The sequence below is a fragment of the Ruegeria sp. YTSB088 genome (genome assembly GCF_059609825.1).
The window spans coordinates 361,293-377,894 of the sequence record NZ_JBXWMM010000001.1 but is presented as its reverse complement, the minus strand read 5'-3'; the positions used below and the strand labels follow the sequence as shown (position 1 = coordinate 377,894).

Here is a 16,602-nt window from a genome sequence, read left to right as displayed (position 1 = left end):
CGATCCTCCGACGCACTCAAATCCCGAGTGCGAGATTCCGCACAGCAATTTTCCAGTTTGTGCGAAAACCCGCACACCCTCCGAATCAAGACAACCGAATCAATTGCTGCGAAACTGCAGTCCGCATTAGCGGGCTGCCTGGCCCAACAGCTTTAGACGCATGTTAATGCGGAAAAAGGTGGCGGGAGCCCGGCCGTTACCGCCGGTAATCTTCAGCCCGAATCTGATACCGTGCCAGCTTGTCGTAAAAAGTCTTGCGCGGCAGCTTCAACGCCTTCGCCGCATCTGACGCTTTGCCGTTGTGACGACCCAGCGCCGCGATAAGCAGTGACCGCTCGACCCGCGCCATCTGTTCGCTGAGGCCCAGATCTGTTGCCTGCGCGACTTCTTCCGGCATACCCAGCACAAACCGCATCGCGGCTGACATCAAAGATCGTGCGTTTCCCGGCCAGTCGCTCGCCATCAGCGACGCAAGATGCTCGGACGAAATCTCCGGGGCAGTAATTCCTGCCTGTTCCGCCGCCTGTGCCACGTAATGACGGAAGATCACCGGAATGTCGTCGGGACGTTCTGCGAGGGATGGAATGCGCACGCGCATTACATCCAGCCTGTAGAACAAGTCAGCATTAAACCGCCCTTCGGAACTCAGCACCGACAGATCAGCGGTCGTTCCCGCAATGATACGCCCACTCGGTCCATGCTCGATCAGCTCCAATGCCGCGTATTGCGTAGCTTGGGGCATGGCAGAAACTTCGTCCAGAAACAACGATCCGCCAGCGGCGTCTTCGCAGCTTTTGGCCAATTCATCGGGGCTGAGGCTTGAAGCGGTGCGTTTGACAAACGGCCCTTGCCCTGCGGGCGACATCAAATGCACGACCTCGGCGACCTTTGAAATGCCGCTGCCCGGCGGTCCTGTCACAAGTACCTCGACACCTGTCGGAGCGACTGTTCGAACCCGCTCGCGCAGCGCCTCGGCCTGCGGCGACAAGCCGAACAATAAGCGCGCGGCAGGGTCTCCACGTTCCAGCTCGGATTTCGCCGCTCTTTGCTCCAAAACCTGCGAACGCGCTGTGAAGGCGCGTTCAAGCACCTCCAAAAGGTCAGACGCGGCGCACGGCTTTTCCAGAAAATCGAACGCGCCCTTTCCCATGGCGTCGACAGCCATGGGAATATCGCCCTCCCCTGTCAAAAGCACCACGGGAAGATCCGGATCGATTTCCCGTGCATAAGACAAAAGATGGAACCCGTCCCGCCCGGGCATACGGATATCCGAGATGATGACACCGGGAAAATCGCGACGTATGTGATCCTTGGCCGCCACAAAGGATCCAGCGGTAATTGGCAGATAGTCCGCCAATTCCAAAGTTTGAGACAGGGCCTCGCGCACGGCAGCATCATCATCGACCAACAAAACCCTGCGCATCACGCGGCCTCTTCCTTGTCGCAAGGTTCCAGTTCGACGGTAAACATGGCCCCATCCTCAGTGTTCGCGCCCCGAATATCACCGCCGAAGCTTTGAACCAGCCCGTATGAAATCGAAAGCCCCAGCCCCAAACCTTCCGACGATCCAACGCTTTTCGTCGAATAGAAGGGCTCGAACATCCGATCGGGGTCTTCAATGCCGGGGCCTGTGTCCTGTAGGGAAACACTCAGCCGGGCACCTTTGCGCAGCGTTATCGTTATATTCCGTTTAGGTCGCCCCAGCATTGCATCCGCCGCATTGTTGATCAGATTCACAAACACCTGCACCAAACGTACTTCCCCCCCCCACACATACACAGCGCTGTTCTGGGGCTCCCAGTTCAGCGTCACATCATCATCTCGCAGGCGGGCCTCTGTCAGTTCAACTGCGGTGTTCAGAACCTGTATCAGGTCAACACGCCCCATTGGTTCGCTTTCGTTGCGGGCAAAAGCACGAAGGTTCTTGATGATCCGCGCCATCCGCGCCGCCATTTCGGATACTCGGCCCAGATTCTCGGCGGCCATTTCAGGTTTTCCCCGCGTCATGAATGCTGTGCCGTTATCTGCAAATTGCCGTATGGCCATAAGCGGCTGGTTCAGTTCATGACTGATCCCTGCCGACATTTGCCCCAAAGCGCTGAGCTTACCCGCCTGAACCAGGTCCGCCTGGGCCCGCCGAAGCGCCGCCTCGGCTTCTTCCCGTTCCGTCACTTCCTTGCGTAAGCTGGCATTTGCAACCGTCAGGTCATGGGTACGTTTGGCCACACGGCTTTCCAGAACGGCATTCGCTTCTGCCAGCGCCCGCCGCCGCTCCATGGCAAGAAAGAGCATCGCCCCGAAGGCCAGACAAATAGCCGCGACAGCCGCCGCCTGAAGCCTGGCAAGTTGCAGGGCCGGTGCCACGTCCACCAGAACCTCGGCAGTCATATCGATAACCGGCAAATCAAGAGTCAGGTGAAGCGCATCTCGTGGCAGGTAACGCCCCCAGTTCAAATGCCACAACTCGTGCCTGCTGACCTGTTTTGAAGAAAAATCAACGGCCGCACCATCTGGCGGCGTCAATCCCGCCTCACCGTCCGCCCGGCGCCAGAACAACAGGTCGGATCTGTTGGAAATGAAAACAACACCATCGGAATCGACAAAGAAAACCGCTTCGGTACTGCCGCGCCACGTCTGTTCAACGTCCTGAACATCAGCAACAACCATCAGCGCGCCTTCGATCTGGCCAGACGGGCCAAAAGCAGGGGCGGCGTAGGAATAAATCCGGTCATCGCCCGCGGGCACAACCTCATGCGCACTGCCCAGTGCGCCCTGCATCGCACGACGGAAAGCTGGGTGCCCGGCCATGTTGCGCTGGGACACCGGTTGCGCCGACACCAAAACCTGCCCGTTCTTATCCAGATACATCATGTTTACGGCGGCAGTCTTGTCTGCAACGTCCAGCAACATACCCCGAGCCTGGCGTATATCGGCCTGTGTTTCCAATTCATGCAAAACGGGATGTGTTGCCATCAGCACGGCAAGTTCCTGGTACACTTGCATCTGCGTGCTCAGCCGGTCAGCCGCCAGCTCAAGATCGGCCTCTGCCTTCTCGCTCAGCTGAGACAGGGCCTGCCGATACCCATAAGACCAGACAAACCCCGACAATAACCCGACGGCGAGCAAAAAACCGGATATGAACCAAACCCTGTGCATAGACAGGGTCTTGCATTCAACGCGCCGCATGGCAAGTGTGCGGCGCATGAAGTCTTTTTCGCAATCACCGACAGACCCGGGTTTCGTCCAAAACCCCTACTCGTTCTACGACATGGCGCGACGCGCAGGCGATCTGTTCTATTGGCAGGACTACGGTATGGTCGCCGCTGTTTCATCCTGCGCGGTTTGCGCCCTGTTTCGGGATCGCAGGTTTGGACGAGAGGTTCCGCCCGAACTGGCAGAGCAAGGTCCCGCCCATCTGGCGCCATGGCTGGACATCGAGGCCCATTCACTGCTTGAAGCAGAACCACCAAGGCACACACGCCTTCGGTCGCTGGTTATGCGCGCTTTCACGTCACGGGCGATTTCTGCGCTGCAACCCTCTATCGAAGACCTTTGCCGCGGCCTGATCAAAGACTTCCCTTGTAATTCGTTCGATCTGTTGGAAGCCTATTGCACTCAGGTGCCGGTGATCACCATCTGTCGGCTTCTCGGCGTACCCGAAAGCATGGCCCCCGACCTGTTGCAGTGGTCACACGATATGGTTGCCATGTATCAGGCCAATCGCACGCAGGACACAGAAGATAGGGCCGCCAAGTCATCTCGGGATTTTACCGGGTTCCTGCAGGAATACATAGAATTGCGGCGCAAAGATCCCGGTGACGATCTGATAACCCGGTTAATACGTGCCGAAGAAGAAGGCGAGAAACTGTCGCTCGACGAACTGGTTGCCACCTGCATCTTGCTGCTGAACGCAGGCCATGAGGCTACAGTGCATTCACTGGGGAACGGGGTAAAAACCTTGTTGCAGACCCATACCGCACCCGACGTCCTGGCACCTGATGGAATCGACGCAACCATCGAAGAGATTCTGCGCTATGACCCGCCTCTGCACATGTTCACTCGCTACGCGTATGAGGACGTCGATCTGTTCGGCCATTCATTCAAACGCGGCGAGCAAGTGGCACTGTTGCTTGGAGCAGCCAACCGCGACCCCGCTGTCTGGGCTGAACCGAACATGTTTCAGCCGCGCCGTCCGATTGAAGTCAACACAAGCTTTGGGGGCGGAATTCACTTCTGTGTCGGAGCACCACTGGCGCGTCTGGAAATGCGTATCGCTTTGCCGATCCTGTTCGAAAGCTGTCCAAATCTGCAACTGGCTGCACCGCCACTTTATTCTGACAGCTATCACTTTCACGGGCTGAATCAGCTGTTGGTCAGAACTTGATCATTGTAACACGCGCTGATCGTCGATGCCTCTGGCGATTATGAATCCGGCCGGATGAAAACACCCATCAGCTCATCTGGCTCAAAACACCCCGAAGGACGCGCCCGGAACGGGTGGAGGTGGCAGCGCCTCGGTTTTTAAGCCCCCTCGGCCAATGCATTCAGCGGCAGCATCGTCGTGGATTTGATTTCTTCCATGGACAATAAAGCCGTGACGTTATGCACGCGCACCTCCGAGATGAGCGACTGGTAGAACTGATCATAGGCACGTGCGTTCTTGACCCGGACCTTGAGAATGTAGTCGATGTCACCCGCCAATCGGTGCGCCTCTTGCACTTCGGGATGATCCTTCAATGCTTTCAGAAATTTACGTTGCCAGTCCGCCTCATGTTCCGAAGTTCGGATTAAGACAAAGAACGTGGCCTCGAACCCAAGCGCCTCGGCATCCAGCAGAACCGTTTGCTGACCAATAATCCCAGCCCCTTTGAGTTTACGGATACGATTCCAAACAGGCGTCTTTGAACTGCCGACCCGAGCCGCAATTTCGTCCAAAGATTGGCCCGCATCGCGTTGCAGCTCAGCCAGAATTTTTCGATCCGTGTCATCTATCCGCACCGACATTCCAATTTTCCTTCTGTTTCGATGCCCCTGTTCCGGTATTCCAGAATTTCGGAACACTTGTCCTTATTTCAGCGGCGATATGGCGCTTTGGTGGGAATATTTCCTATATTGAGGGTCAAGTCAAACAACACCCGAGACGATCCGATGCAGGATTTTCACACGACCAACCCCATAGGCCATGTCGACTTTGTCGGCGCTGGGCCCGGTGACCCCGAGTTGCTGACGCTCAAGGCGCTGACTGCGTTTGAGCAGGCGGATGTGGTGCTGCACGATCGCCTCATCAGCAAACCAGTGCTGGACATGGCCGCTCAAAAGGCCGTTTTGGTCGATGTCGGCAAGGCCGGGTTCGGCCCCTCGTGGAAGCAGAGCGATATCGACGCGCTTCTGGTCGAATACGCCCTGAATGGCCACCGTGTGGTGCGCCTGAAATCGGGCGACCCCACGGTCTTTGGTCGTCTGGACGAAGAAATCGAGGCCATAGATGCGGCCGGTATATCCTGGCAGATCATTCCCGGCATCACAGCGGCCTCTGCTGCCGTGGCTGGCATCGGTCAAAGCTTGACTCGCCGCGGACGCAACTCGTCGGTTCGATTTTTGACGGGACACGACATGCAAGGATTCGCAGATCACGATTGGAACGCTTTGGCTCAGCCGGGTTCCGTCGCAGCGATCTACATGGGCAAGAAATCCGCTCGGTTCATTCAGGGTCGTCTGATCATGCACAGCGCAGATCGCGCCACGCCCATTACTCTGGTCGAGAATGCCTCGCGTCCGGACCAGCGGATATTGGCCACCACGTTGGACCAATTGCCCACCGATCTGGCCGCCGCCGAAATGGATGGACCGGCGCTGACCTTCTATGGCCTTGCCCCGCGCGAAGCTGCGCAGGTTGTAACCGAATTCAACAAGGAGCTTGCCTGATGGCCCGCGCTTTTTCCCCCAAAGTCGTCACTGCAAATGACTTGCTCGAAGGCGACGTGATTTATCTGACCGAAGATGACCGCTGGTCCCGTGACCTGAGCGAAGCAGAACTGATCACCGACGAGGCACATGCGCAGGTTCGCCTGCTGGATGCCGCGCGTCAGGCAAACAAAATCGTGGGCGCCTACCTGGCCGATGCCGTTGCTGGCGAAAACGGTCCCGAACCCACACATTTCCGGGAAGACTTCCGCCGCACTGGTCCGTCCAACTATGCCCACGGCAAACAGGAAACTTCCCCGCAGCCCCGGGCCTGACCTCTGGCCCTTCTCTCTCCCCTTCAAGGCCCCAGGTTCGGGGCTGCAACCAAGGACAGCTAGACATGTATCGCTACTCCGAGTTTGACAAAGATTTTCTGGCAGAGCGTAACGCGCAGTTCCGCGCTCAGGTCGAGCGCCGTATCGACGGTTCGCTGACCGAAGACGAATTCAAACCCCTGCGCCTGATGAACGGTCTGTATCTGCAACTGCACGCCTATATGCTGCGGGTCGCCATTCCCTACGGCACGCTGAACAGCGCACAAATGCGCCAACTGGCCCTGCTGGCTGAAAAGTGGGACAAGGGCTATGGCCACTTCACCACCCGTCAGAACATCCAGTACAACTGGCCGAAACTAAAAGATGTGCCGGACATGCTGGACGCATTGGCCGAGGTTGGCATGCATGCCATTCAGACCTCGGGCAATACCATCCGCAACGTGACCGCCGACCATTTCGCCGGTGCCGCAGCGGATGAGGTCGCCGACCCGCGCCCTTACGCCGAACTGCTGCGCCAGTGGTCCACCGACCACCCGGAATTCCAGTTCATGCCGCGCAAGTTCAAGATCGCGATCACTGGTTCGGAAAACGACCGTGCTGTGATCAAAGCGCATGACATCGGCCTGCAACTGGTCGAGCGTGACGGCGTTCTGGGTACTCGTGTCATCGTCGGTGGCGGCCTAGGCCGGACGCCCATGATCGGCAAGGAACTTTCCGAATTCGTCGCATTCGATGATCTGCTGGCCTATCTGGAGGCGACCGTTTCCGTCTGGAACCAGATCGGACGCCGTGACAACAAATACAAAGCGCGCATCAAGATCACCGTGCACGAGCATGGTATCGACGCCATCCGCGCCAAGGTGAACCAGCGTTTCCTTCAGGTACGCCCGCAGTTCAAAGGCGCGGATATGAACCTGCTGGAGGAGATCAAGGATCATTTCGCGCCACCAGCCTACCGTCAGGCTTCGGTTGCGCCGTTCGAAAGCGCCTACACCAACGATCCGGTCTTCCGCTCGTGGGTCGATACCAACATCGCGCCGCACAAGAACGCGGACCATGCAATCGTCACGATCTCGATCAAGAAGCATGGCCTGACACCGGGTGATGCAACTGCCGAGCAGATGCGTGTGATGGCCGATCTGGCCGAAGAATTCGCCTATGACGAGCTGCGCATCAGCCATGAGCAGAACGTGATCCTGCCCCATGTCCACAAGTCGGACCTGCCTGCGATCCATGCGAAGCTGAAAGAGTACGAACTGGCCACCGCCAATATCGGCCTGATCAGCGACATCATCGCCTGCCCCGGCATGGACTACTGCGCACTGGCAACGGCCCGTTCAATCCCGGTTGCACAGGAAATTGCGACCCGCTTTGAGGATATGAAGCTAGAGCATGATATCGGTCACCTGAAGATCAAGATCTCGGGCTGCATCAACGCATGTGGTCACCACCACGTGGGGCACATCGGCATCCTGGGTCTGGATCGCGCAGGCGTCGAGAACTACCAGATCACTCTGGGTGGTGACGCGACCGAGACAGCCGCGATCGGCGACCGCACCGGTCCGGGCTTTGCCTATGATGAGATCGTGCCGGCCGTGGAACGCATCGTCGACACCTACCTGGATCTGCGCGAGAGTGCTGAAGAGACCTTTCTGATGACCTATCGCCGCGTCGGCATGGCCCCATTCAAGGCCGCCCTCTACCCCGAGGCTCGGGCGAATGCCGCTTGACCTGATCCAAACGGAACTGGGCAAAGATCGAAGCGACCTGACCGAGAAGGTCAACGCATTGAATGCCCGGTTTCGCCACCACAGCGCACATGATGTGATGCATGGTGCCATTGAAGAGATCGACGAACTTGCTCTGGTCTCCAGCTTCGGTGCGGAATCGGTGGTGCTGCTTCATATGGCTGCGGTGGTCGACAAGACGACACCGGTGCTGTTCGTCGACACCCAGATGCTGTTCACCGAAACGCTGGAATACCAACAGGAAGTCAGCGAGCGTCTGGGGCTCAAGAACATCAAGATCATTCGGGCGGATGACGAAGACATTCGACGTGAAGACCCCTATGGCGCGCTGCGTACGCGCGACATGGATGCGTGCTGCAACCTGCGTAAGACATTCCCGTTGCAACAGGCATTGACCGGGTATTGCGGCTGGATTACCGGGCGAAAACGGTTCCAGTCCGGAACTCGCGCCGCGCTCGAGTTTTTCGAGGTCGAAGACGGTACGGGCCGGATCAAGGTCAATCCGTTGGCCCACTGGGCGCCGGACGATGTGCGCGCCTATATGGAAGAAAACAACCTGCCCCGGCATCCGCTGGTGGCCAAAGGATACCCATCGATCGGCTGTGCGCCCTGCACCTCGCCGGTGAAGGAAGGCGAAGACCCTCGTGCCGGACGCTGGCGCGATCAGAACAAGGAAGAATGCGGCATTCATTTTGTCGACGGCAAGATGGTGCGCATCGGAGAGAAAACATGAACGTAATCGTAACGGATGAGGGCTTTTCGCCCGATGACTGGACCGACGGCTTTGTCACTCTGGACGATGCCGCGAACGACGTGGTTGCGCTGGACGTCAGCTCGGACACGGATCCTGATGAACTTTATGATCGGTTGGGCAGTGCCAGGCTGGTCCGGGTGGATTTTCCATCCTTTGCCGATGGTCGCGGCTTTACCATCGCCCGCGCCCTGCGCCTGAAGGGCTATATGGGACGCTTGCGCGCCAAAGGTCACGTTCTGGCTGACCAATATGCCATGGCGCGTCGCAGCGGCTTTGACGAAGTTGAGATTGACGAAGACCTGGCAGATCGCCAGCCCGAAGATCAGTGGCTTTCCCGGGCCAACTGGAAAGAGAACAACTATCAGGCCCGTTTGCGCGGTTAAAAGGCGCACATCGCCAGCTTGTGACACAAAGGGGGCAATCTGTCCCCTTTTCCTGACTTGGATCAACGATTAAACGGAGATGTCGGTTTAGCAGACCGACAGGTAAACGATGACAGAGATGAAGCACGTGAGCGAAGCAACTGCCGTAAAGGCCCCCGTCCTGCCGGACGCGCAAACCGTAACCGAGGTCAAACACTGGACCGACAGCCTGTTCTCTTTCAAGGTGACGCGCCCCGCCACGCTGCGTTTCCGCTCGGGCGAGTTCGTGATGATCGGTCTGCTGGGCGATAATGGCAAGCCATTGCTGCGCGCCTATTCAATCGCCTCGCCTTCGTGGGACGATGAGCTCGAGTTCTATTCGATCAAGGTGCAGGACGGCCCGCTGACTTCGAAGCTTCAGCATATCAAGCCCGGTGACCAGATCATCCTGCGCCCAAAGCCGGTTGGCACTTTGGTGCATGACGCCCTGCTGCCCGGCAAGCGTTTGTGGTTCTTTGCAACCGGCACCGGCTTTGCCCCGTTTGCTTCGCTGCTGCGTGAACCGCAAACATATGAAGATTATGACGAGGTCATCATCACCCACACCTGCCGCGAAGTGGCCGAGTTAGAATACGGCCGCCAATTGATCGACAGCATCCGCCAGGATGAAATGCTGGCCGAGCTTATTGGCGAAGGCTTCGCTGACAAGATCCGTTATTACCCGACGACAACGCGCGAAGAGAGCCCCAAGATGGGCCGGATTACCGACCTGCTGAAGGATGGCACCGTGTTCAGGGATCTGGGCATAGGAGGCGGAATCAAGCCCGAAACCGACCGCGCGATGGTCTGCGGTTCGCTGGCATTCAACCTGGATATCAAGGAAATCCTTGAAGGTTTTGGTCTGCGCGAAGGCGCGAATTCCGAACCCAAGGAGTTTGTGATCGAAAAGGCCTTTGTCGGCTAAAGGTAGGTTGCGTTCGGAGCTTTGTGGCCCCGAACGCAAAAAACACCGGACAAAACACTGTTTTTTCGCAACTGCCGGTGTTTATGCCGCTTGCAGTGCGGCCCGGCCCGGTTTAAATTCCGGGCTCGAAATTCTGCAATTATCAAAGGAATGAACCCATAGCTCGCAGACCTCACAACGCGCCGCCACAACGTGACACCGGCCCGCGCGTCAATGACAAGATCCGTGCCCCCGAAATCCGCCTGATTGGCGCCGAAGGTGAAAATGTCGGGGTGGTTCATCCCGCCAAAGCCATGCAGATGGCCGCCGATGCCGGTCTTGATCTGGTCGAAATTTCGCCCAATGCGAACCCACCGGTCTGCAAGATCATGGACTTCGGCAAATTCAAATATGAAACGCAGAAACGCGAAGCCGAAGCCCGCAAGAAGCAAAAGATCATCGAGGTGAAAGAGGTCAAGTTCCGACCCAACACCGACACGCATGATTACGATGTAAAGATGCGCAACGTATTCAAGTTTCTGGAGAACGGCGACAAGGTGAAAGTCACCCTGCGCTTCCGTGGCCGCGAAATGGCACACCAGAACCTGGGCCGCGAATTGCTGGAGCGTGTCGCTGAGGACATCAAAGAGCTGGGTAAGATCGAAAACATGCCGAAAATGGAAGGCCGTCAGATGATCATGATGATCGGCCCCCTTCCGCAGAAATAACCCGGCCCAAATACCGAAACGATCAAAGCCCCTTCGCCTTCGAAGGGGCTTTTTTAAGTCGCTTTCCTGCTTTTCAACCAATGAGCCGCATCCCTGAAGTCGAACACCAACGATGTGATGTCGACGATCAGAAGCAACCAAAGAAAGCGAACAAAGGCGGGGCTTAGGAATTCTTCTGACATCAGCAGAAGCGTCACGATGATGACCAGCGGCACCCAGCACAGAACGTGCGGCAGGGCCATCGCGCCGCTCATCCCGCGGGCAGCCACCATGATCGGTACGTTCAGCGCCATGCCCGCAATTGCAAGTAAAGCAATCAGATGCCCCCGTGGATGATCAAGAAAGGCCAGCGGAAACAGGTTAACCGGCACCAAAAAAGCGGCCACCCAGATCTGCACCCACAAAGGAAGCGCTCGGAAACTGCGCCAGATATCCAGCACCATGGACTTCGCCCCATACTGATACTTCGCCGGCGACATTAACAAACGTGCTGCGGGCGAACAGGGCATTCACAGTATTGTCAGAGCACTGCTGAAAGAGCGCGTTCCAGTTTTCCGACAAGCTCGCCTATCTGTTCTTCTTCTATAATGAAAGGCGGCGCGAGCAGGATATGGTCTCCGTTCCGACCATCCCTGGTGCCCGCCATGGGATAACAGATCAACCCCTCGGCAAGTGCTGCCTTCTTTAGCTTTCCGGCAATGCCCAGCGATGGATCAAATGGCGTCTTTGCCTCACGGTCTGCCACCAGTTCCACACCACGGAACAGGCCACGGCCCCGCAGGTCACCCACATTCGGGTGCTGTCCAAACGCAGCCTCCAGGGCGGATTGCAATTTGGTCCCGATGACCCCAGCGCGCGTTGGTAATTCACGTTCTGTCAATTCACGGACCACCGCCAGGGCGGCTGCCGTGGCCACGGGATGGCCGACATAAGTGTGACCATGCTGGAAAAACCCTGATCCATCACGGATCGCATCATATATCTCGCCCGTGCACAACATCGCTCCGATCGGTTGATAGCCTGCGCCCAACCCTTTGGCGATGCACAGAATATCCGGTGCGACGCCATCGTGATCGCAGGCAAACAAATGACCGGTGCGCCCCATTCCACACATCACCTCATCCAGAATCAGCAACACTCCGTATTGGTCGCAGATTTCGCGGATGCGCTTGAAGTATCCCTGAACCGCCGGAACCGCGCCAAGGGTAGCGCCGACGACAGGCTCGGCCATAAAGGCCATCACAGTGTCAGGCCCCAGCCGCAGGATTTCCGCCTCCAATTCATTGGCGACGCGTTGGCCGTAGTCAAAGCTGCTCTGGCCCTCAGGTTTCTCGGCGTATTCAAAACAGGCCGAAATATGTGTCATATCGATCAGCATCGGAGCAAACTGTGCCCGTCTCCAGGCGTTGCCACCAGCTGACAAAGCCCCCAGCGTGTTGCCATGGTAGCTCTGCTTGCGAGCTATGACATGACGACGTTCAGGCTGACCAACCTCCAGGAAGTACTGACGCGCGAGCTTGATCGCCGCTTCGGTCGCTTCGGACCCGCCCGAGACGAAATACACCCGGTCCAGGTCCCCGGGAGCATACTGGATCAACAGATCCGCCAATGCTTCAGCCGGTTCGGACGTCATGAACCCGGTATGTGCAAAGGCGATCTTTTCCACCTGCCGTTGCACCGCCTGTATCACCGCCGGGTTCGAATGCCCCAGACAAGACACTGCCGCGTCGCCGCAATCCAGATACCGCTTGCCGCTGGCGTCGATCAGATAACAGCCATCTCCACCCGCCGCGATGGGAAGGTCGGATTTTGTGTGGCGCGGGAAAACATGACTCATGTTTCAGTCCTTCCAAGAGTTTCAACCAAAGCAGCGACCGAAGCCGCGTTATCTGCCCACGGTGCGCCGCCTGGGCCCGTTAAGCTGTTTTCAAATCCGACCCGCACGTCGCCACCGCGCCGCGCAGCCTCGGCCAGACAGGCATGTTCCTGCGCCCCAAAAGCGCATACCATCCAATTTGACCGACTGAAGGGAAACACATCCAGATCCGCAGGGTCAGATTGCTGACCTTCGCTATACCGACCGAGCACAAGCAAACGGTCTGTCTGATCCGCTTTCACCACGCCTTTCAATTGCCAGTCTTCAAGCAAGTCCACGTCTTTCGCGTCATATAGAATATGCTGAACCCGCGTTCCCTGATCCGCGCACAACGCGTAGACCCGAGGCGCAAGATCAGGATCTCGCGCGATCTCTCTGACCGAAATGGATGCCCATTCTGGTTGAACCTTCTTCAGGCACTCAAATTGCGCTGTGACGTCGAAAACTCCTGCCGACTCGGTGGTGATCTGAATATCCATACCCGGCGCCGCACGCTGCAATTCGGTCAGCGTCTCGCGATACAATCCGGCATCCAGCGAATGGTTGCCTTCAGCATTCCGAACATGCAAATGCACGCCGTTCGCACCCGCCGCATAGCAGCCACGTGCAGTCATGATGATCTCGTCCGTTGTGACTGGCAGCGCCGGGTGATCCCGTCTGCCCCGCCGGGCGCCGTTTGGTGCGACCAGAATATACGGCCTGCCAGAGGCTTTTGCTGCGTTCGATGTCATGACGTCCTCTTATCCTGCCTCCAACTAATGCAATCACCTTACGTTTTCAATTTACCCATATAAAAACATATGTTTTATATTTCACATGACGCACCCTCTCACCTCCTTGGTTACGCAATTGCGCCGCGAGATCGATGAGATGCCGGCGCAAATGCAGGTCGCCGCAAAATACATCATCGATCATCCCGGCGACTTCGCATTGAATCCAATCCGAACCACCACCGATCGCATCGGCATCAGCTCGAATGTTCTGATCCGGCTGGCGCAACGCATGGGATATGACAGCTTTGACGCTTTTCGACGTCCGTTTCGAAACGCTCTGACAACCGACGGCGAAGACAGGTTTGGGCAAGACTGGCTGGAACACCTAAAGGAACAAGGGCAGTTTGGTGCGGCGCAGGCACGATTTGCGCAGAACGAAATAAATGTCGTGTCCAGATCGCTGCGGCTCATGGCCCCCCATTTGACGGAACAGGCCGTCGCGCACATCAGATCGGCGCGCCGCTGTTATGTGACTGCCACACGGTCCAGCCATGCGCTGGCCTATTATTTTCACTACGCCGGTCGCATGGCCCATCCCGGGCTTCAGTTGGTGCCCCGCCACATGGGCTCGGCCATCGACGACCTGGTCGAAGCCACCGCCGAGGATTGTCTGTTTGCCATCACGGTTCACCCCTATTCCGCCGACACGATTCAGTCGATGCGCTTTGCGCGCGACCGGTCGATGCGTATCGTGTTGCTGTCGGACAGCAAGGTTATCGCGCCGGGGGTGGAACCGGATGTCGTCCTGCCTGTCAGTACACGAACCCTGCACCCGTTTTCAAGTTTTTCAGGGGCAATGGCCGTCTTGGAGTGTCTGCTGGGGCATCTGTTTGACGCTGGGGGAGAGGCCGCCAGAGAGAGAGTGGAAGCCTATCAGAAGGCGCGGGAAGATACCGGAGCGTACTGGCGCCCCGGCGTTTTGCCAAAGTTCAGAAAACCTTAAACCAAATCATTCAAAGCTTCTGGGTCCAACAACAGAATTCGGCTCCGTTCAGGATCAGCGGCGGATTATTCTTTTCGTTTGGCGCGGGGTTGAGGTCTGGTCGGGATTTCCTTCAACAATCCCCCGACACCCATTCCGGCAATATCTGCCCCGGTCGTTTCGATCCCGCAGGCAATACGCGACAGAACCCAATCCGCCCCGTTCAATGCCGGAGATCGCGCGCACCCGGGCAACCCAATCACTGGTCGATCCTGCATCGAACCCAGAAACAGCAGGTTTCCCGGATCAACCGGCATACCGAACCGATCCACCTGCCCGCCGGCAAGCCGAACAGCAGATGGGGCAACATCATCAGGATCCGACGTCGCGGATCCGGTCAGGATCATCAGCAAATCACCAGCAGTCCTGGAAACCGCCTTGGCCAGTGCATCCACGCGATGCGGTACAATCTGCACATCACACAAATCCAGACCCAAGGCTTCGGTCCGCCCGCGAATGGCGGCGATCCCCTTTTCGTTGGAGGGGCCACCGGGGATATCCGTAACGATCAAACCTGCCGTCTTGTGAACGGGCTTTGCCAGACGCACGGCCCCTTGCGCCAGATTGGCGGCCCGCCGAACATCAGCTTCTGGCACGGCATATGAGATGACCTTGATGGTGGCGACCATGCCCTTCGGACCCATCTGCTGGTATTGCGGAACCGTCGCAACCGTAATCATCGGGTTGACCCGGTTGAACATCTCCAGTGCGTCCACATCCAGAACTGCCACGCCCGGCGCGTCCGCCAACAGGTTGACCCGGCCGGTAAACGCATCGGTCACGCGCAGATTGGCCGACGCCGCATCTGGCGCAAGAGCTGCGGCCAAGGTGCGTGCGGCTTCATCTTCATGGCAATCACCGGGTTCAAGGCGGGCAACGATCACGTCACTGATCCCCGCCTGCGTCAGCTGTGTCACATGCTTTGCCTGCAACGACAGTCCTTTACGCAGTTTTCTCCCGTCCGCCGTCACCGAATGAGCCAGAATGGCACCTTTTGCTTCGGAGACTGCTACCGGACCAAACCTCATGCCTTGCCTCGTAGAACAGCCGTCATCTGCGCCAGAATTGCGACGGCAATCTCGGATGGCCCGGCAGCCCCGATATCCAGCCCGATTGGCCCATGAATCCTCGAGATTTGCGATTCGGTAAAACCCGCCGCTTTCATACGTTCGACGCGTTTGGAATGGGTGCGTGTCGATCCCAATGCACCAATATAGAATACACCCGCATCCAGTGCAGCTTGCAGCGCCGGATCATCCAGTTTTGGATCATGCGTCAGCAGGACAATTGCGGTGCGCGCATCCAGCCCAAGTTTTTCCACAGCCTCATCCGGCCAATCCGTTAGGATCGTTTCCCCAGGGAAACGGGCGTTGGAGGCAAATGCGTCGCGCGGGTCGATAATGGCCGGATCATACCCAGCTATGCGCGCCATCGGCACCAGTGCCTGCGCGATGTGAACCGCGCCGACAATGATCAGCCGTAGCGGTGGGTTGTGTACCGCTACAAAGGTCCGGCCATCTTCTTCAAATCCAGAACGATCCATACGCAACCGTTCCGCATAGGCATTTCGGCGCAAGGCCCTGTGCCCGGTATCGATATTGACTTCATAAGCAATCGGTTCACGAGCGGCGCGGGCTGCAACCAGTTCCGCCAGCATCGGTTCGGGCAGAACCTTCCCGACGGGTTCGACAAGAACGCGTATGGTTCCGCCACAGGCCAGCCCGACCGCAAAGGCGTCTTCATCGCTCACCCCGAATTCCAGCAATCGGGCCTCACCTTCGTCAATGGCCTCAAGCGCTTCGACGATCACTGCACCCTCGACACAGCCACCTGACACAGAGCCTTCGATCCGGCCATCGCCGCCGATCACCAGTTGGGAACCAACCCGGCGCGGCGCGCTGCCCCAGGTTTCGACAACTGTAGCAAGCGCGGCGCCGCTGCCATCGCGGTGCCACTTCAGTGCCGTTTCCGGACTGTTGTCGAATCGTTCCATCAGAACCTCCAGACGTCGTCTGTTTCCCAACATAAGCAGGATTGGCCTGATGAAAAGCGCAACGCCCTTACCAAAACGTCTATGTTGAGCTTTGTGAGCCGATACCAATGCTCGAACTGTATTCAAGAAATCACAGCATTGATTATTAGTGCCACGGGTTTTAGCCTGCGCGTGCAGCCGGCCAAGTGACCGAGCCGCATATCA

The 16,602-nt window shown here is 57.6% G+C and carries 17 protein-coding genes; 9 read left to right on the top strand and 8 right to left on the bottom strand.

Annotated elements, in window-relative coordinates; all coding sequences use genetic code 11:
* Positions 1 to 196: 196 nt before the first annotated feature.
* A complete protein-coding gene (locus tag AC2FFA_RS01855) occupies positions 197 to 1,426 on the bottom strand; it encodes a sigma-54-dependent transcriptional regulator (protein WP_496849611.1) in 1,230 nt (409 codons plus the stop codon).
* Positions 1,423 to 3,204, bottom strand: a complete 1,782-nt coding sequence (locus AC2FFA_RS01850) for a sensor histidine kinase (protein WP_496849610.1) — start codon at positions 3,202 to 3,204, stop codon at positions 1,423 to 1,425. Before AC2FFA_RS01850 ends, AC2FFA_RS01855 begins: the two co-directional genes overlap by 4 nt.
* On the opposite strand from AC2FFA_RS01850, the gene AC2FFA_RS01845 reads away from it, so the two are divergent.
* Positions 3,203 to 4,384 (top strand): cytochrome P450, encoded by a 1,182-nt coding sequence (locus tag AC2FFA_RS01845; RefSeq protein ID WP_496849609.1) that lies wholly within the window; start codon positions 3,203 to 3,205, stop codon positions 4,382 to 4,384. The genes AC2FFA_RS01850 and AC2FFA_RS01845 overlap by 2 nt on opposite strands.
* Before the next feature lie 137 nt (positions 4,385 to 4,521).
* On the opposite strand, the gene AC2FFA_RS01840 is transcribed toward AC2FFA_RS01845, so the two are convergent.
* Entirely contained in the window at positions 4,522 to 5,004 is a 483-nt protein-coding gene (locus AC2FFA_RS01840) for an Lrp/AsnC family transcriptional regulator (RefSeq protein WP_117869097.1), read from the bottom strand.
* A gap of 144 nt (positions 5,005 to 5,148) precedes the next feature.
* On the opposite strand from AC2FFA_RS01840, the gene cobA reads away from it, so the two are divergent.
* The 7 genes from cobA (at position 5,149) to infC (ending at position 10,774) form a co-directional block, all read left to right on the top strand.
* A complete protein-coding gene (gene cobA / locus AC2FFA_RS01835; protein ID WP_496849606.1) occupies positions 5,149 to 5,925 on the top strand; it encodes a uroporphyrinogen-III C-methyltransferase in 777 nt (258 codons plus the stop codon).
* Positions 5,925 to 6,239, top strand: coding sequence for a DUF2849 domain-containing protein (locus tag AC2FFA_RS01830; protein ID WP_299896719.1), 315 nt, complete (start codon positions 5,925 to 5,927; stop codon positions 6,237 to 6,239). The genes cobA and AC2FFA_RS01830 overlap by 1 nt, the downstream gene beginning before the upstream one ends.
* Before the next feature lie 65 nt (positions 6,240 to 6,304).
* Complete coding sequence (locus tag AC2FFA_RS01825) at positions 6,305 to 7,969, top strand: nitrite/sulfite reductase (RefSeq protein WP_496849605.1); 1,665 nt, start codon at positions 6,305 to 6,307, stop codon at positions 7,967 to 7,969.
* A complete protein-coding gene (locus tag AC2FFA_RS01820) occupies positions 7,959 to 8,720 on the top strand; it encodes a phosphoadenylyl-sulfate reductase (RefSeq protein WP_496682018.1) in 762 nt (253 codons plus the stop codon). The genes AC2FFA_RS01825 and AC2FFA_RS01820 overlap by 11 nt, the downstream gene beginning before the upstream one ends.
* Positions 8,717 to 9,124 (top strand): DUF934 domain-containing protein, encoded by a 408-nt coding sequence (locus AC2FFA_RS01815; RefSeq protein WP_496849604.1) that lies wholly within the window; start codon positions 8,717 to 8,719, stop codon positions 9,122 to 9,124. The genes AC2FFA_RS01820 and AC2FFA_RS01815 overlap by 4 nt, the downstream gene beginning before the upstream one ends.
* Before the next feature lie 109 nt (positions 9,125 to 9,233).
* The gene (locus AC2FFA_RS01810) at positions 9,234 to 10,067 is read left to right on the top strand and encodes a ferredoxin--NADP reductase (RefSeq protein ID WP_117869103.1); all 834 of its coding nucleotides are present in this window, start codon (positions 9,234 to 9,236) and stop codon (positions 10,065 to 10,067) included.
* 116 nt (positions 10,068 to 10,183) lie between these two features.
* Positions 10,184 to 10,774: a translation initiation factor IF-3 gene (gene infC / locus AC2FFA_RS01805; protein WP_496672140.1), complete on the top strand. Its 591-nt coding sequence runs from the start codon at positions 10,184 to 10,186 to the stop codon at positions 10,772 to 10,774.
* A gap of 53 nt (positions 10,775 to 10,827) precedes the next feature.
* Here infC and AC2FFA_RS01800 read toward each other — a convergent pair whose 3' ends face one another.
* From AC2FFA_RS01800 to AC2FFA_RS01790, 3 genes are read right to left on the bottom strand one after another with little or no spacing between them, the layout of a single operon-like run.
* Positions 10,828 to 11,253, bottom strand: a complete 426-nt coding sequence (locus AC2FFA_RS01800) for a hypothetical protein (protein ID WP_496849603.1) — start codon at positions 11,251 to 11,253, stop codon at positions 10,828 to 10,830.
* A gap of 41 nt (positions 11,254 to 11,294) precedes the next feature.
* Positions 11,295 to 12,611 (bottom strand): aspartate aminotransferase family protein, encoded by a 1,317-nt coding sequence (locus tag AC2FFA_RS01795; protein ID WP_496849601.1) that lies wholly within the window; start codon positions 12,609 to 12,611, stop codon positions 11,295 to 11,297.
* Positions 12,608 to 13,381, bottom strand: a complete 774-nt coding sequence (locus AC2FFA_RS01790) for a beta-keto acid cleavage family enzyme (protein WP_496849599.1) — start codon at positions 13,379 to 13,381, stop codon at positions 12,608 to 12,610. The genes AC2FFA_RS01795 and AC2FFA_RS01790 overlap by 4 nt, the downstream gene beginning before the upstream one ends.
* Positions 13,382 to 13,466: 85 nt before the next feature.
* On the opposite strand from AC2FFA_RS01790, the gene AC2FFA_RS01785 reads away from it, so the two are divergent.
* Positions 13,467 to 14,366, top strand: coding sequence for a MurR/RpiR family transcriptional regulator (locus AC2FFA_RS01785; RefSeq protein WP_496849598.1), 900 nt, complete (start codon positions 13,467 to 13,469; stop codon positions 14,364 to 14,366).
* Between the two features lie 65 nt (positions 14,367 to 14,431).
* Here AC2FFA_RS01785 and AC2FFA_RS01780 read toward each other — a convergent pair whose 3' ends face one another.
* Both AC2FFA_RS01780 and AC2FFA_RS01775 read right to left on the bottom strand, forming a co-directional pair.
* Entirely contained in the window at positions 14,432 to 15,433 is a 1,002-nt protein-coding gene (locus tag AC2FFA_RS01780; protein WP_496849596.1) for a molybdopterin-binding protein, read from the bottom strand.
* Positions 15,430 to 16,398: an XdhC family protein gene (locus AC2FFA_RS01775; protein ID WP_496849594.1), complete on the bottom strand. Its 969-nt coding sequence runs from the start codon at positions 16,396 to 16,398 to the stop codon at positions 15,430 to 15,432. The genes AC2FFA_RS01780 and AC2FFA_RS01775 overlap by 4 nt, the downstream gene beginning before the upstream one ends.
* Positions 16,399 to 16,602: the final 204 nt, after the last annotated feature.

Coding starts and splice junctions, on each gene's coding strand:
- AC2FFA_RS01785 (WP_496849598.1), top strand. CDS start 13,467: ATGACGCACCCTCTCACCTCCTTGGTTACGCAATTGCGCCGCGAGATC.
- AC2FFA_RS01820 (WP_496682018.1), top strand. CDS start 7,959: ATGCCGCTTGACCTGATCCAAACGGAACTGGGCAAAGATCGAAGCGAC.
- AC2FFA_RS01790 (WP_496849599.1), bottom strand. CDS start 13,381: ATGACATCGAACGCAGCAAAAGCCTCTGGCAGGCCGTATATTCTGGTC.
- AC2FFA_RS01800 (WP_496849603.1), bottom strand. CDS start 11,253: ATGTCGCCGGCGAAGTATCAGTATGGGGCGAAGTCCATGGTGCTGGAT.
- AC2FFA_RS01845 (WP_496849609.1), top strand. CDS start 3,203: ATGAAGTCTTTTTCGCAATCACCGACAGACCCGGGTTTCGTCCAAAAC.
- AC2FFA_RS01780 (WP_496849596.1), bottom strand. CDS start 15,433: ATGAGGTTTGGTCCGGTAGCAGTCTCCGAAGCAAAAGGTGCCATTCTG.
- AC2FFA_RS01830 (WP_299896719.1), top strand. CDS start 5,925: ATGGCCCGCGCTTTTTCCCCCAAAGTCGTCACTGCAAATGACTTGCTC.
- cobA (WP_496849606.1), top strand. CDS start 5,149: ATGCAGGATTTTCACACGACCAACCCCATAGGCCATGTCGACTTTGTC.
- AC2FFA_RS01850 (WP_496849610.1), bottom strand. CDS start 3,204: ATGCGCCGCACACTTGCCATGCGGCGCGTTGAATGCAAGACCCTGTCT.
- AC2FFA_RS01795 (WP_496849601.1), bottom strand. CDS start 12,611: ATGAGTCATGTTTTCCCGCGCCACACAAAATCCGACCTTCCCATCGCG.
- AC2FFA_RS01840 (WP_117869097.1), bottom strand. CDS start 5,004: ATGTCGGTGCGGATAGATGACACGGATCGAAAAATTCTGGCTGAGCTG.
- AC2FFA_RS01775 (WP_496849594.1), bottom strand. CDS start 16,398: ATGGAACGATTCGACAACAGTCCGGAAACGGCACTGAAGTGGCACCGC.
- AC2FFA_RS01825 (WP_496849605.1), top strand. CDS start 6,305: ATGTATCGCTACTCCGAGTTTGACAAAGATTTTCTGGCAGAGCGTAAC.
- AC2FFA_RS01815 (WP_496849604.1), top strand. CDS start 8,717: ATGAACGTAATCGTAACGGATGAGGGCTTTTCGCCCGATGACTGGACC.
- AC2FFA_RS01810 (WP_117869103.1), top strand. CDS start 9,234: ATGACAGAGATGAAGCACGTGAGCGAAGCAACTGCCGTAAAGGCCCCC.